The 14042-nt window shown below is 46.0% G+C and carries 14 protein-coding genes and 1 riboswitch; of the genes, 1 reads left to right on the top strand and 13 read right to left on the bottom strand.

Annotated elements, in window-relative coordinates; genetic code table 11:
- Window positions 1-25: 25 nt before the first annotated feature.
- Both ACEW8F_RS01655 and ACEW8F_RS01650 read right to left on the bottom strand, forming a co-directional pair.
- Window positions 26-790 (bottom strand): creatininase family protein, encoded by a 765-nt coding sequence (locus ACEW8F_RS01655; protein ID WP_373481735.1) that lies wholly within the window; start codon window positions 788-790, stop codon window positions 26-28.
- A gap of 80 nt (window positions 791-870) precedes the next feature.
- The gene (locus tag ACEW8F_RS01650) at window positions 871-1584 is read right to left on the bottom strand and encodes a type 1 glutamine amidotransferase (protein ID WP_373481734.1); all 714 of its coding nucleotides are present in this window, start codon (window positions 1582-1584) and stop codon (window positions 871-873) included.
- A gap of 156 nt (window positions 1585-1740) precedes the next feature.
- On the opposite strand from ACEW8F_RS01650, the gene ACEW8F_RS01645 reads away from it, so the two are divergent.
- A complete protein-coding gene (locus tag ACEW8F_RS01645) occupies window positions 1741-2622 on the top strand; it encodes an ADP-ribosylglycohydrolase family protein (protein ID WP_373481733.1) in 882 nt (293 codons plus the stop codon).
- 176 nt (window positions 2623-2798) lie between these two features.
- Here ACEW8F_RS01645 and hydE read toward each other — a convergent pair whose 3' ends face one another.
- From hydE to ACEW8F_RS01590, 11 genes are all read right to left on the bottom strand, one after another.
- Window positions 2799-3875 carry a [FeFe] hydrogenase H-cluster radical SAM maturase HydE gene (gene hydE / locus ACEW8F_RS01640; RefSeq protein WP_373481732.1) on the bottom strand — a complete coding sequence of 359 codons (1077 nt, stop codon included), beginning with the start codon at window positions 3873-3875 and terminating at the stop codon, window positions 2799-2801.
- A gap of 11 nt (window positions 3876-3886) precedes the next feature.
- Window positions 3887-5338 (bottom strand): [FeFe] hydrogenase H-cluster radical SAM maturase HydG, encoded by a 1452-nt coding sequence (hydG, locus tag ACEW8F_RS01635; protein WP_373481731.1) that lies wholly within the window; start codon window positions 5336-5338, stop codon window positions 3887-3889.
- Window positions 5339-5361: 23 nt separating this feature from the next.
- A complete protein-coding gene (locus ACEW8F_RS01630; RefSeq protein WP_373481730.1) occupies window positions 5362-5607 on the bottom strand; it encodes a TM1266 family iron-only hydrogenase system putative regulator in 246 nt (81 codons plus the stop codon).
- 653 nt (window positions 5608-6260) lie between these two features.
- Window positions 6261-6446, bottom strand: a riboswitch (cobalamin riboswitch).
- 179 nt (window positions 6447-6625) lie between these two features.
- Entirely contained in the window at window positions 6626-7204 is a 579-nt protein-coding gene (gene cbiT, locus ACEW8F_RS01625; protein WP_373481729.1) for a precorrin-6Y C5,15-methyltransferase (decarboxylating) subunit CbiT, read from the bottom strand.
- Window positions 7197-7823 carry a precorrin-6y C5,15-methyltransferase (decarboxylating) subunit CbiE gene (cbiE, locus tag ACEW8F_RS01620; RefSeq protein ID WP_373481728.1) on the bottom strand — a complete coding sequence of 209 codons (627 nt, stop codon included), beginning with the start codon at window positions 7821-7823 and terminating at the stop codon, window positions 7197-7199. The genes cbiT and cbiE overlap by 8 nt, the downstream gene beginning before the upstream one ends.
- Window positions 7811-8956, bottom strand: a complete 1146-nt coding sequence (gene cbiD, locus ACEW8F_RS01615) for a cobalt-precorrin-5B (C(1))-methyltransferase CbiD (RefSeq protein ID WP_373481727.1) — start codon at window positions 8954-8956, stop codon at window positions 7811-7813. The genes cbiE and cbiD overlap by 13 nt, the downstream gene beginning before the upstream one ends.
- Window positions 8957-8968: 12 nt before the next feature.
- The gene (gene cobI, locus ACEW8F_RS01610; RefSeq protein WP_373481726.1) at window positions 8969-9697 is read right to left on the bottom strand and encodes a precorrin-2 C(20)-methyltransferase; all 729 of its coding nucleotides are present in this window, start codon (window positions 9695-9697) and stop codon (window positions 8969-8971) included.
- Window positions 9698-9699: 2 nt separating this feature from the next.
- On the bottom strand, window positions 9700-10329 hold the full coding sequence (locus tag ACEW8F_RS01605; RefSeq protein WP_373481725.1) for a precorrin-8X methylmutase: 630 nt from the start codon (window positions 10327-10329) through the stop codon (window positions 9700-9702).
- 64 nt (window positions 10330-10393) lie between these two features.
- Complete coding sequence (locus ACEW8F_RS01600) at window positions 10394-11278, bottom strand: GHMP kinase (protein WP_373481724.1); 885 nt, start codon at window positions 11276-11278, stop codon at window positions 10394-10396.
- Complete coding sequence (locus tag ACEW8F_RS01595) at window positions 11275-12639, bottom strand: cobyrinate a,c-diamide synthase (RefSeq protein WP_373481723.1); 1365 nt, start codon at window positions 12637-12639, stop codon at window positions 11275-11277. The genes ACEW8F_RS01600 and ACEW8F_RS01595 overlap by 4 nt, the downstream gene beginning before the upstream one ends.
- 107 nt (window positions 12640-12746) lie before the next feature.
- Entirely contained in the window at window positions 12747-14042 is a 1296-nt protein-coding gene (locus ACEW8F_RS01590) for a heme ABC transporter ATP-binding protein (protein WP_373481722.1), read from the bottom strand.

Raw genomic sequence — 14042 nt, 5'->3', positions numbered from 1 at the left:
AAAAATGACTATTCCCAGTAAAAAATCAATACTCCCAGCCCCGCTGATCCATCTCTTCAATAGCGCTGGCAACCAGATCCACAAAGATCTCCAGCATCTGCTCACCTTTTTCAATGCTGGCCTTGGTGGGATCCCCAGTGGCACCGGTGGTGGTGAGTTCCTTGATATCCCAGATAATATCCACCTTTTCATTGATCTTAATGACGTTTTCCGGCACCTGGGACACCGCATCTTCCAGATTGACCAGTTCTGGACGCAAGGCCATCATAATCGAGGTTTCCCCTTCACCACCATGTCCCAGTCCATTCCAGACCTCAAAACGGTTACCCATAATCGGTCCAACCTTTGTCCACCAGTCCGGCAAATAGAGAAACCGTGCCTCCTGATGGCGATTCTTGACCTTATGAGCGGCAATTTCCAGTGCTGGGATATTACCATCATGACCATTTAAAATATAAATGTGTTTGATGCCGTTGTTAATCAGGCTCTCTAAAATATCTTCGGCAATGGCAATTTCCGTTTCATACCGCAAGGTAATGGACATCGGATAACGGTTGTAATGAATGGAGGTACCAAATGGTACACAGGGCAGCACCACCACATTGTCCAGTTTTTCAGCCACCCGTTTGGCCACCTCCGATGGTACAAAAAAATCCGGTCCCAGACAACAATGCCAGCCATGACTCTCGCAGGAACCAAAGGTCACAATGGCTGTTACCTGATTGGTATTTTTTAACATCTCCTGAACTTCCAGCGCAGTCATCTCGTTAAGCATTACCTTTTTCATCATACAATTCCTTTCAAACAATTCTTTCTAAATTTATTTATACCCAATTTTTCACCAGTCATTTGTTGCTAACGAAATTTTTATTAAATCCGGCCTTCCGCAACCAGCTGTTTGAGTTGGCTCAGAAATGCTGCCATCCACTGATTGTCCTGAAGGATGTATTCCGGATGGGCCAAGACTTCCTCTGGTAGTTGCACATAATCACCAGAAATCATTTCAGCGCCACAGTTTTTGATCAGAGCTTCGATAATCGGCAAGGTATTTTCTAAATGAAACTGGAATCCAAAAACTCTTTGTTGGTAAACAAAGGCCTGATTTTTACAGGCTACGCTTGCGGCAATGACATTTGCTTCCCGGGGCAACTCGACGAAGGTATCGCCATGCCAGTGAAAAACCACCGGATTGTCCGGGAAAAAAGCAAACAGTGGCGACTCTTTGGCTTTTTCAGAAAAGGAAATGGGGAACCAGCCGATCTCTTTTTGTTTGTTTTGAACAACCTTTCCACCGATGATGTTGGCAATCAACTGGCTGCCCAGGCACATACCAAGCACCACCTTGTTGCTTTCTATGGCGGCTTTGATAAATTTTTTTTCGGCCTTCAGCCAGGGGTATTGATCTTCTTCATAAATGTTCATGGGCCCCCCCATCACCACCAGCCAGTCAAATTCGCTGAGCTCCGGCAACTTTTCATTATCATACAAATGGGTCGCTGTCACCAGACATTGATTTTCATTGGCCCATTCCAGAATACTGCCGGGATTTTCAAAAGGAACATGTTGTAAATAATGGATTCTCATTGACTGCCTCCGTTGTTATCTTTGTTTTTGTCAGTTTAACCCATTTTATCGCAGAGTTCAATACCAGTAACGATATAAATTTATTACCTAATTTTTCTATATTTAAATAACATCTGGGTACACAAATAGAAAATAACAATTTAAGGAGAATACTTTATGAATCAATTAAAAGGATTATTATATGGGGCATTTTTAGGGGATGGTTTTGCTTTAGGTGCACACTGGATTTATAATACAACCCGCATTGCCGATGAATTTGGCCAAATTGAATCCATTGTTGCACCATTATCGACCACTTATCATACAACCAAGCGAAAAGGCGATTTCACTCACTACGGCGATCAGAGTTTGCTCGTCCTGAAATCCGTATCAGCAATGGATGCTTTTGATCTTGAAAAATTAAAGCAGGACTGGCTCGCTTATATGTCGGCCTATGATGGTTATCTCGATAAAGCATCAAAGGAAAGCCTCGGTCTGCTGACGAAACAGAATAATCTGGGTTCCCAGTCTGACGAACTTGGGGGTTTTGCCATCGTCGCACCAATTATTGTTAAGTACCATCAGGATCCGCGTTTAAAGGAGTATATTGAAGCGACGATCCGCCTGACCCATAATAATGATCTGGTCATCGAGATGGCAAATTTTTTAACCGATGTTTTGTTGAAAATCTTAAACGATGGTCGTCCTGATGATGCCATCACAAGCTTGGAACCCCTTTCCGGCAATCTAATTAATCGTTACTTTCAATCAGTCGTTAAAGACCTCGATCATTCCACGATTGAATTTATCACTAAAAATGGCCAAAGCTGCCATGGCAAGGACGCCTTTCCCAGTTCGCTTTTTGTTATCCTCAAACATCAGGATAATATCAAAGCTGCACTCATTGATAACGTCATGTCGGGTGGCGACTCTGCTGCTAGAGGGATGATCATTGGTATGGTTTTAGGGGCCTATCTGGGTTATGATGCACTGCCCAAAGATTGGCTCAATGACCTGAATCATCTGAATCAAATTGACCAGTATGCGGCTTTATTATAAGGAACTTCGGGTTTCTGTATCCGGCCTCTTTGGGTAACATTTTTTCGCATTTAAAAAAGCGTATCGGCCGATACGCTTTTTTAGTAACCCTTAAATTTCCGAACACACCAGAATAAATCATACTGTTGCTAATTACCAATAAAATTTTACCTCAGACAATTTTTGCTTAAATAAACTTAATCCCCTTGATCAAAATCCACATAATCGCCCCGACTAAAATCCGCGGTTAAACCAATGGACTCAATTTGGTGGACAAGTTCCGGCAAATGCTCAGCAGCTTCCTTTCCGGTACACAGTTTATGATCATAAAGGTTATAATGGTCGCGATTCTCCAATGGCGAAAGGTTTGGCATGACGACATTGGCGCCAGCCAGCAAACCTTTTTCCCGGCCGGCTTCGTTAACCGTTCCCAGGGCCGTTGTCGCGGGCAACATGGCTTTGGGCAGCATGATTCGAATCAGCGACAAGATCACCAGCGTTCGCTCTGGTGATGGCTGATAATAATCTGCAAACGGTGTTTCGCGATGGGGAATAAAGGGGCCGATCCCAATCATCTGGGGATTAAGCTGTCTCAGAAAGATAAAATCATCTGCCAGCGTGTCATATGTTTGAAACGGTGAATCCACCATAAATCCCGCGCCCACCTGATAACCGATTTTCTTTAAATCATACAGGCACCGTTTGCGATTTTCTAAACTGAGTTCTGGCGGATGCAGTTTACCATAATGCTCGTGATCAGCCGTTTCATGCCGGAGCAGATAACGATCCGCACCGGCATCAAATAGTTGTTGGTAGGAATCATAACTTCTTTCACCAATTGAGAGTGTCACCGCACAGCCTGGCAGGCTTTGCTTGATTTGCGCAATCAGTTGGCAAAGCCTGTCGTCGGTAAAATAGGCATCCTCACCGCCCTGCAAGACAAAGGTCCGAAAACCGAGGGCATAACCGGTTTGACAGCAAGCCAATATTTCATTTTCAGTGAGACGGTATCGTGTCACCGTCCGATTGTTTTTCTGCAGACCACAATAGTAACAATTGTTTTTGCAAAAACTGGTAAACTCAATCAGTCCCCGAAAATAGACTTTTTTACCATAATACGACTCTTTTAATTCATTGGCAAATTGACACAGCCGTGAGCGCTCTTCAGTTCTCGATGCTTCACAAAAGTATTGGAGCAATGCTGCCAGCTCTTTTTTGGGTGCCTCGTTCAACCATTCGGAAAACATTTTGGCATCTTTCAACATTGGATTCATCAACTTTGCTCCTAAAAGCGCAAATCACGCTCGCCATTTTCAATTCGCTGCAAATTTTTCTCGATAGTATCATAAACAGGTTGGCCAATGAACTGTTCCATATGTTGTCGAATTACTTCATCACCTTTGACTCGTGTTTCCTCCGAAGCATAATCAACCAAATATTCTTTCATCGTAAAAATAGCATTGGGAATACAGAAATTATAAACAAATTTCGATTTTGCCACCTTCATAAATTCTTCCCCCGTTCGACCGGCTCGATAACAGGCGGTACAGAATGAAGGGATACAATCCATCTCACAGATTTCGGCAACGACATGATCAAGGGTTCGGGCATCTCCTATCGAAAACTGTTCTTTATCCGGCAAGGCATTGGCCTGTTTCGACTGTGCATAGGCCCCCACCCCAATCCGGGTACCGGCATCGATCTGCGAAACTCCAAAAGGGATCACCTGCCGACGCACTGCATCCGGTTCCCGGGCGGTACAAATCAATCCGGTATAGGGTACTGACAAGCGTAAAATCGCCACCAGCTTTTTAAAATCACTGTCGCTGACAGCATACTCCGGATGATCAGAGAAAGGCGTTCCGGTTGCCGGGGTAATCCGCGGAAATGAAATCGTATGGGGTCCCACGCCGTTAAATTCTTCTTCAAGATGGATGGTGTGATATAACAGTCCCATCATCTCAAAACGCCAATCATACAATCCAAACAACACCCCCAGTCCAACATCATCCACACCCGCTTCCTGAGCCCGATCCATGGCATAGGCTCGCCATCGGTAGTGGCCTTTGATCGTTCCTTCAGGATGTACTTCGCGATAAGTCTGATGATTATAGGTTTCCTGGAAAACCTGAAATGTCCCGATTCCCACTTCTTTCAGTTTTTTAAGTTCATCCACAGTCAGTGGTGCACAATTAATATTAGCCCGTCGAATTTCACCATGCTCCGTTTTGACACTATATACTTTTTCCACCGTTTCACACATAAAATCTGCTTCGGTCGACGGTGATTCGCCATAAACAAGAACTGTTCGTTTTTGACCTTCTTCAATCATTATTTTGACTTCTTCTTCGATTTCATCCATCGTCAGGGTTTTCCGGTGCATGTCCTGATTGCTGCTTCTAAAACCACAGTATTTACAATTATTGGCACATTCATCACTGATATAAAGGGGTGCAAAGAAAACAATGCGATCGCCATAAACTTCCTGTTTCAGCTGATTGGCCAGAGCGAACATCTCCTCAATGGTTTCCTGATCCTGGTTCTGAATCAGAATGGCCATTTCTTCCGGATCGAGTCTCACACATTGCTCGGCCTTCTTCAAAACCCGACGAACATCTTCTTTCCCGGGATTTTCCCACTTTTTCAATTGACTCCAGATTTTGTCATCATCAATAAAATCATGTTCCATTTGATCATATTTCGCAAATTCATCCTGATACTTATCCAAAAAATTCATTAACAAGTTACCTTCTTCTTTATTTATTTTTTTGTGATCATCGACTTGACTGATATGCCGTTAATTCTTCCCAGTTTACCTGTAAGCGCACTGATTTCATCATTACTGCCATCGACAATTAATGCAATAACCGATATCCCCCGCTCTTTATAGGGGACACCCATTCTTGCCACAACCAATTCCCGATATTCATGAAGAATGGTATTCACACGTTCTACAGATGAAAAATCTTCAATTACAATCCCCACAATTCCCGTTCTTTTCTCCATTTTAATCTCCTTAACTAAACAAAAGCCCCCTATCCAACTTTGCGGAAAGGGAGCAAAACAGCACAAAAAAAACACATGCCAGATGCACGCCCTTCCGCTCAGAAAAACTTCACAGTCAGGTATATCTACAAGCCCTATATCTCCAGACAGAAAACTGCGAGAAGACATATTGCAATTTATTACATAATCACTTTACCATGAAACCGTTATCTTGTCAAAATAAAATCGTTTTCAATTACTTTTATCAGCCATTTTATCTTATCTGCGAATAGCAATATTTAAAACTAAAAAAAGCGTGCCCAGAATCGGATCCGCTTTTCTAGTGCCTGAGTTTTTGCTAGAAAAACTCAGGCTGAGGATGTGTTCTTTATGGAAATGTAAATTAATGAAAGCAAGGTAAATTCGGGGATGTCACACATCATCCCCGAGGAAGGGCATTAAATACTGACTTGGAGATGTCCTTCTATTCGAAGAGATTCTATTATTGGCTAGGAGAAATTAACCAACTCCCAAGAATCACACACTTCCTGGATTCGCTTGCCGACGTTAACGACTGCAAGACGAAAAAAAATCCTTCTCCAATGGAGAAGGATAAAAGAATCATACTTACAAATTTAAATATAATGCTCTTACAGTCCTCTAAATCGGAGGTTTCATAAGAAATCACTACAAACAGGTCTTCTGGCTCAACAATCAACTTTACATCTCCCTTCCCGCTAATTTCTTAACAGTGGTTATGAGACGGTCATCATGTTTTACAGCTGCGATTACAGCAAAGGATTTACACCTTTTTCCCTTGAATATAGGACAAGTTCACTATTTAATTGAGTTTATTTTACACTATGAATCGATTCTTGTCAATAGCAGTTTCCCGGCAATTCTGAAAGTGTCTCGAGCTTACCGATCAGTTTCGCACGAACTAGAAGAAATTCGCTTAGCGATTTCTTCTAGTTGTGGAAACTACTCGGATGCAATCATTGTTCGTTCTATTGAGTTTCGCAAATACCGAAACGGTTGTTTAGTTCACATCGCCAGTAATAATAAAAATCGGGTTGGCCGCCTTGAGCATCGTTAAACCGCCGATGCCTTCGCCCCGGCTGATGCCCACCTGAACCAGTTCAACATTATCAAAATACTGATTCATCAAGGTGGTGGCCTGAGCGGCATTCTCCAGGGTAACGAAGTTGGCAATGACCCGGCCGCCGGCGCGGGTATTGGCCTTGCACCACTGGAAGAGACCTTCCATGTTACCGCCGGAACCGCCGATGATGACCCGATCCACTGGCTCTTTAATTTCGGCCAGTGCCTCTGGTGCTTTACCGGGAATAATCACGACATGGTCGGCGTTAAAATGTTCTTTGTTTTTTTGGACCAGCTCCAGCGCCGTTTCCTTGGCTTCCACGGCATAGACCTTGCCAAGGTCGGCGGCATAGGCCGCTTCCATGGTGAGACCACCGGTGCCGGCGCCGATATCCACCACCACATCGCCAGGGTTGATCCCCAACAATGAAATGGTCAGGATGCGGATTTCCCGTTTGGTCATCGGCGCCTTACCCCGAATATAGGCGTCGTCCTTATAGCCTGCGATCTTACTCATTGATTACCACCACTACTGCCAGTCCTTCCTCCTGATAGCTCAGGGCTTCTGCCACAGTTAAGCGGGTTATCTTTTCATTAGGATAGGATAACTCTTCACCCACATACAGCATGCTGTTTTCACAACCGGCTGATTGCAGAATCCCGGCAATAAAGGCCGTATTATTATTTTTGTCGGTCAGAATCCCCAGCTTTTTATTTTCCGCCAGGGCTGCTGCCAAATCCTGATCCCGGCCATGAAGACTGATCAGTTTTGCATCCTCCCAGCTGATGGCCAGCTTGGCAAAAAAATACTGCAGCGAACTGATCCCCGGAATACAGACAATGTCCTTTTCCGGCACTACTTTTTTGGCATAGGTCAGTAGACTGTAAAATCCGCAATCGCCGGAAACAACCAGGGCAGTTTTCCGGCTCTGGTATACCTGGGCAACCTTTTCCATCAGCTCACTGAGAGGGGTTCCCTTTCCGATAAAGAGCATTTCTTTACCGCTGGCATCAAAGCTTTCAGCATGGCGGGTGCCACAGAGAATCACTTCCGCCGCGGCAATTTCTTTTAATGCGATCGGTAATATATAATCCGGATGTCCCGGTCCCAGTCCAATAATTTTTAATGGGTACATAATTGTTTCCTCAACTGTTCTGCATCTTTGCTTTGTCCTAAAAAGCCATGGATCTTGGAAAAAAGCACCACTTCCATTGCAATGGTTCCGTAAACCCGATCCGAAACCTTTTTTCGTACTACCTCGGCCAGATGATTAAAATAGTCTGGCAAATCTTCAGCCAAGATGATATCAGTGGCTTCATCGGTGGTTTTGGATGCCATAATTTTTGCCATGGTTTCCCGGGTTGCCCCGAGTAAACCGGCGTGAGCGGTCAGAATTTCCATCCGGCCGTCGGCAACGCTGCTATGGGTATTAAAAATCCCGCCCGCCAGCTTGACCAGTTTTCCCAGATGACCGATCAGCAGAATTTTTTCAAAGCCCATCCGTTCGGCCTCATCCAGCATAAAACCGATAAAATTACTGGTTTTCACCAGCACATTTTCATCAAGCCCCAATTCGTCTGAGAAATCTTTCCCATAATTACCGGGGACAAAGATGATTTCTTTAAAGCCTCTGGCATGGAGCACCGAGAGTTCCAGTTTTAGCGACGCCTTAAGGGCATCTTCGCTCATCGGCTCGACAATCCCCGAGGTACCAATAATCGACAGCCCGCCGGCAATCCCCAGCTTGGGATTAAAGGTGCGCCTGGCCAGTTCTACGCCCTGGGGAATCGACAACTCCACTCGCCAACCTTTGGGTAAATTTGACAGCTGCTTAACGGCATCAGAATTCAAAATCGTGTTAATCTCCTGGGCAATCATCTCTCTGGGGGTGGGATTAATCGCCGGTTCACCGGGTGGGATACTGAGTCCCACCGAGGTCACGGTTCCGACGCCAACGCCGGCGGCAAACTCGATTCCGTCCTGATCTGAAGGCGTGATTTTGGAAAAAACCTTGACGCCATTGGTCACATCCGGGTCATCGCCGGAATCTTTGACGACTGAACAGGAGGCTTCGTTTTCGGAAAAAGTCTGATCGTGCAGCACCAGATCCAGCACCCAGCCCTTAGGCGTATTGATTTCAACCGTTTCCCATTTCTGCTGATTTAAAAACATCAACAGCGCCGCCTTGGTTGCCGCCGTAGCACAGGAACCAGTGGTATAACCATAGCGCAGGGTTTTGCCGTTTTTTTCAATGGTTTTATCTAACATCGCTTACCTCCCTTACTGAAGGGGATAATTCTTTTTGATTAAGAGGGTCGATAAGTAAGGAATCTTGCCTTTTAAGACATCAATATCCCGGACTACCTGCTGGGTTTCCATGCCGATATTGGATACCAGCACAAAGCTCTTTTCCAGACCACGGGCTTCCAGTTCTTCCGCCATCCAGGCATTGTTGGCGGAAATTTTCATCACCACAATGTTCTGGTGGGCATCCAGGATCGCCCGGATTTCTTCCACCGGCTGAGTCATCGCCACAATCCCCAAAGATTCTTCGCCCTGGGTCAACGGAATGTTCAGTTGCGCACCGAGATTACAAAATGATGGTACCCCGGACAGGGTTATCACTTCAATATCTCGTTTTAACAGATATTCCATCACATAAGAATAGGTACTGAAGACCATCGGATCACCCAGGGTAATAAAAGCGACATCCTTGCCCTGATTAAGCAACACTTCAATTTCGTCAGCATTTTCTTGCCATTGTTTCTGCAACGCTTCCCGTTCCTGCGACAGCGAAATCATCGGAAAATTCATTTCAATGACTTTTGACAAATCGGCGATATGACTTTTGACAATTTCAAAGGCGACACTGGTGCTGCCCATTTTTTTCACCGGGGTAATCACCATATCGCAGGCATCTAAAACCTTAGCGGCTTTAACGGTAAGCAGATCCGGATCGCCGGGACCAACCCCGATGCCATAAAAAACTCCTTTTTTTGCTGTCATCATCCTTACCATTCCCTTCCCAGTTGATAAAGCATGGCGTTAAGAATGGCGGCCACCACCGGGCTGCCACCTTTTCGTCCGTTGATCCGGATAATTGGGCTGTCGATCTGATCCAATGCTTCCTTAGATTCAGCCGCCCCAACAAAACCAATCGGCGCGCCAATGATCAGCGCCGGTTTGGCATTACCCAGTTTGACCTGTTCAATCAGGGTATATAAAGCGGTGGGGGCATTACCGATGGCAAAGATACCGACGCTGTCGTCCTTCAAAGCTTTTTCCATACTGACCGTGGAGCGTGTCACGCCCCGTTCTTTGGCTTCGGCAGCCACATCGGCATCGTGGACAAAATTGACAATTTCAATGCCGTGATCGGCCAGGGCTTTTTTATTAACGGCGACCTGAATCATCCGGGTGTCGGCATAGATTTTCTTACCCTGTTTCAGGGCTGCCATCCCACTTTCATAACCGTTGTTCAAAATTTCCAGCAAATCGGCATATTCAAAATCAGCGGTGGTATGAATGATTCGTTTGACCATCGGGGCAATCGCTTCCGGGAAAACCTTATCGCCCATTTCAGCGGTGATAATCTCAAAACTACGCTCTTCAATTTCTCGGGGGTTGTTAATATATTCCATTTTTTCTCACTTTCTTGAATGCTTTTTTTTGTGCTTATTTCTTTATTAATCGATGCTATATGATTTACACCTCGTCGGTGGTAATTTTTATTCCGCCTGGTATCAGACGATTTTGATACAGTTCGGCGTAGACCGCTTCGGGAACATATTTTTTGAATGCTCCGAGGAACCCCTCTTCCTGAAAATCGATCTTGTCATACATAATCCCAATCACCGTGCCGCTATGACCAATGACAGTTCCCAAACCGCCAAAATCCCGGGACAGACTAATCAAACCATCCAGATAGTTCTTTTTTAAGCGTTTCTGGTTAAGGATGGCGCTCTGGGTACAGGCGGCGCCAATATCCTTAAGGCTTTTAGTACGAACCCCTTTTTCAAATTGAGCGACAATTTCAGCAAAGGTGACTAAGTCATCTGGGGAATAGTCATCCTGGCTTTCATTGAAGGTCATCGTATCAATGCCACCATGAAAATCAATAATCATAATGTCTGCTTCCACGGTGCCATCAAATTCTTTTAATACCGAACCGCTGATGTGATTAAAAAGGTTCAAACGCTCAAACATCAGATTGTCGGACGGCTCAATGCCGGTGCAGAGCGAACCGATATCCCTGGGGGGCAGATCCAAACCAAAATAAGTGGAAAGTCCGGCGGCCATTCCGGCGATGTCGGCGGTGCTGCTGGCCATGCCCTTTTCCAGCGGAATGTCGCTGGTCATGGTAAAATGCAGATGCTCTTTTTCCTGCTGGGGAATCGCAAAGCGCTGAAAAACCGCTTCTACCTGTTTTCTGGTTTTGGGTTTTAAGGCTTCCAGATTCCCTGGTCCTTCGGCAATAATAATCCGGGAATAGCGGTCAATTGGACTGGACACCAGACAAGGATTGCCATCATACCAGCCCTGAATATATTCGCCGCAGGTTCCCGGGGTTTCGACCCTGACCCGCCTCATGCCTGCCCCGCTTGATGCTCCAGGACGGCATTTAAGAGACTGGTTAAAAACAGCGGGTTGCTGTAAAAATGAATATGCGGATAGCCGGCCAGGACGTTTTTCTGGCGGTACCCACAGGTCCAGGTTTTGCCTTTTTTAGTGATCACATAGGCGGTGGGTAAGGCTTCCGCGGTGGTCACCAGGCTGTGGTGAAATTCATGGCCGCGAACCGCAATGGTTTTGCCGCCAAGATAGGCGGCAATATTCACATAGCCAAACCGCTGCAGCCGTTTGGTCATTTGGGAATCAGCCGCGAAAAAGCCCACGGCCGGATTGGTTTCGCCGCTGTTTAAGGTCATCGAGTTGGTCAGATACATCAGACCGCCGCACTCCGCATAACAGGGCAGCCCGGCTTCCAGTTTATTTTTAATATCGGCGATCATCGCCGTGTTGGCGGCCAGCTCGGCGCCGAATATTTCCGGAAAGCCGCCGCCGATATATAAACCATCAATGTTTTCTGGCAGACTGGCATCATTCAAGGGACTGAATTCGACTACTTCCACCCCGGCGTTGGCCAGAGCCATAAAATTGTCATCATAGTAAAAATTAAAGGCCCGGTCTTTGGGCACGCCGATCCGCAGCCCCTGATATTTGTCAGCATAGCCTGAAAAAGGATCCACAAAGGGACTCACCACCTGGTCATGCCTGCTGATTTCCCATAATTTATCGAGATCAATATGGGCTTCGGCCAGTTCCCCGGCCTTATCCACTTTTTCCCGGAAGTCGGCAATTTCTTCGACTGGTACCAGCCCCAGATGACGGCTGTCCATGACAATGTCGGGATTATTGGGAAAGTAACCCAGGCAGGTCACATCATTATAGGCTTCAATCATTTCTTTTAATAACAGATAATGGGATTCTGATGAAATCCGATTGATGATGACTCCGACGATATTAGCCTCGGGATCAAAATCGACATAGCCTTTTACCAGTGCTGCGGCACTTTTAGCCATGCCCCGGCCGTCGATGATCAAAATCACCGGCGCCCCAATGGTTTTGGCCAGATAGGCACTGCTGCCGACATCCGATTCCAGACTATGGCCGTCATAGAGACCCATGACTCCTTCCGCAATGCCCAGATCATCCGACTCCAGCCGTCTGAAAAAGAGGCCCCGGATCGTTTCTTCGTCTAACATCCAGGTGTCCAGATTAATCGAAGGTTCGCCGGTTACAAAGCGATGAAACATCGGATCGATATAATCCGGACCGGTTTTAAAGGGTTTTACCGGCAGTCCCCGTTTCTTGAATGCCGCCATGATGCCCATGGTGACCGTTGTTTTGCCGACATTACTGCTGGCTCCGGCCAGCATAAAATAATTCATAATTCTGCCTCCTTTTTTAATGACACGATCTATCTTAGCAATTTCGCAAAGCGGCGGCTGCTACCAGCATACCGACCCCTTGCCAAACTATTTTTCTTTTATTAGAGTCAATGCTTAGGGTCAATGCTTTTTTCTTCAATCAGGGTCAACGCTTTGATTATTTCGATAAATTCCTGATGATCATCAATTTCATTGACCGTCTTCTGCTTTTTAATGGCCTCCAGCCGCTTTTTCAGCTCGCCTTCGGTGAAATCATTGTTCAGACAATTCCGGTGAAAATAAATCTCCCCGGTCAGCTTTTCCAGACCGATCAGGTTAGCAATGTTACCGTGACCAAAGGGCAGATCTGAAATCAGAATCATATCACTCTCCGCCATCACGACCAGATTTTCGGCCTGTTTTTCGCTGCTGATGGCGGTAAAGGGGCTTTCTTCAATCATCGGAATGCCCAGCACATCACAGATGGTCCAGTCGTCACTGCCCTGGTTGACCACCCCGGCGGTAACCTGATGACCCATGGCCTCCAGTTCTTCTAACACCTGGGAAGCCTTGTTACCACCACAGATGACATGAATCCGCAGACTACGGTAGTCTTCCGATTCTTTAATCACCCGGAGCGGAATGATCTCCGGTTTTCCAAACAGCTTATTCTCCTGAATAAACATTTTCATCTCATAGACTTTTTTGAGATTGGCTTCGGTGATCACATCTTTGGGGGTGCCGTCCACAACTACCCGGCCGTCTTTCATTAAAATCAGCCGGTTGCAGTAACGGGCCGCCAGATTAATATCGTGCAGCACCGCCACCACCGTCATCGATTTTTTCAAATTCAGATTGCGGATCAACTCCATTACTTCAATCTGGTGGTGGATATCCAGCGCCGAGGTCGGTTCATCCAACAGAATAATATCCGGTTCCTGGGCAATCGCCCGGGCAATAATCACCCGCTGTTTTTCGCCGCCGCTGAGATTATTGTAGAGCCGTTTTCTAAACTGGAGGGTCTTGGTGGCCCGCATCGCCTCGGTCACAATCGCATAGTCATTCTGACTTTCCTTAGTCCGATAGCTCAGGTAGGGGTTTCGTCCCATCAGAACGATGTCCTCGACGGTGAAATCATAGTCGATATCAAAGGACTGGGGTACCACCGCAATCATTTGAGCCCGTTCCCGTTGGGTATAGCTGGTATTATCTTTTTCTTCCAGGGTAATGACCCCGGATTTCACCGGCAACAGACCCGATAAGCATTTTAACAGGGTTGACTTCCCGGTACCGTTGGGACCGATCAGTCCGACAAACTCGCCCTGGCAGATAGTGGCGTTAAAGCCCTGCAAGATATCTTTTTCACCATAGCCGGAGACCACATCCTTAAAATCCAGCATGATTCTTGGCATTAACCGTTCCAT

The organism is Acetobacterium sp. (assembly GCF_041752335.1).
Taxonomy (GTDB): Bacteria; Bacillota; Clostridia; order Eubacteriales; family Eubacteriaceae; genus Acetobacterium.
This window is presented reverse-complemented; position numbering and strand designations above follow the sequence as displayed.

Coding starts and splice junctions, on each gene's coding strand:
- ACEW8F_RS01590 (WP_373481722.1), bottom strand. CDS start 14,042: ATGGAACGGTTAATGCCAAGAATCATGCTGGATTTTAAGGATGTGGTC.
- cbiT (WP_373481729.1), bottom strand. CDS start 7,204: ATGAGTAAGATCGCAGGCTATAAGGACGACGCCTATATTCGGGGTAAG.
- ACEW8F_RS01600 (WP_373481724.1), bottom strand. CDS start 11,278: ATGAGGCGGGTCAGGGTCGAAACCCCGGGAACCTGCGGCGAATATATT.
- ACEW8F_RS01655 (WP_373481735.1), bottom strand. CDS start 790: ATGATGAAAAAGGTAATGCTTAACGAGATGACTGCGCTGGAAGTTCAG.
- cobI (WP_373481726.1), bottom strand. CDS start 9,697: ATGATGACAGCAAAAAAAGGAGTTTTTTATGGCATCGGGGTTGGTCCC.
- ACEW8F_RS01645 (WP_373481733.1), top strand. CDS start 1,741: ATGAATCAATTAAAAGGATTATTATATGGGGCATTTTTAGGGGATGGT.
- ACEW8F_RS01650 (WP_373481734.1), bottom strand. CDS start 1,584: ATGAGAATCCATTATTTACAACATGTTCCTTTTGAAAATCCCGGCAGT.
- hydG (WP_373481731.1), bottom strand. CDS start 5,338: ATGAATTTTTTGGATAAGTATCAGGATGAATTTGCGAAATATGATCAA.
- cbiD (WP_373481727.1), bottom strand. CDS start 8,956: ATGTTAGATAAAACCATTGAAAAAAACGGCAAAACCCTGCGCTATGGT.
- ACEW8F_RS01605 (WP_373481725.1), bottom strand. CDS start 10,329: ATGGAATATATTAACAACCCCCGAGAAATTGAAGAGCGTAGTTTTGAG.
- cbiE (WP_373481728.1), bottom strand. CDS start 7,823: ATGTACCCATTAAAAATTATTGGACTGGGACCGGGACATCCGGATTAT.
- hydE (WP_373481732.1), bottom strand. CDS start 3,875: ATGAATCCAATGTTGAAAGATGCCAAAATGTTTTCCGAATGGTTGAAC.
- ACEW8F_RS01630 (WP_373481730.1), bottom strand. CDS start 5,607: ATGGAGAAAAGAACGGGAATTGTGGGGATTGTAATTGAAGATTTTTCA.
- ACEW8F_RS01595 (WP_373481723.1), bottom strand. CDS start 12,639: ATGAATTATTTTATGCTGGCCGGAGCCAGCAGTAATGTCGGCAAAACA.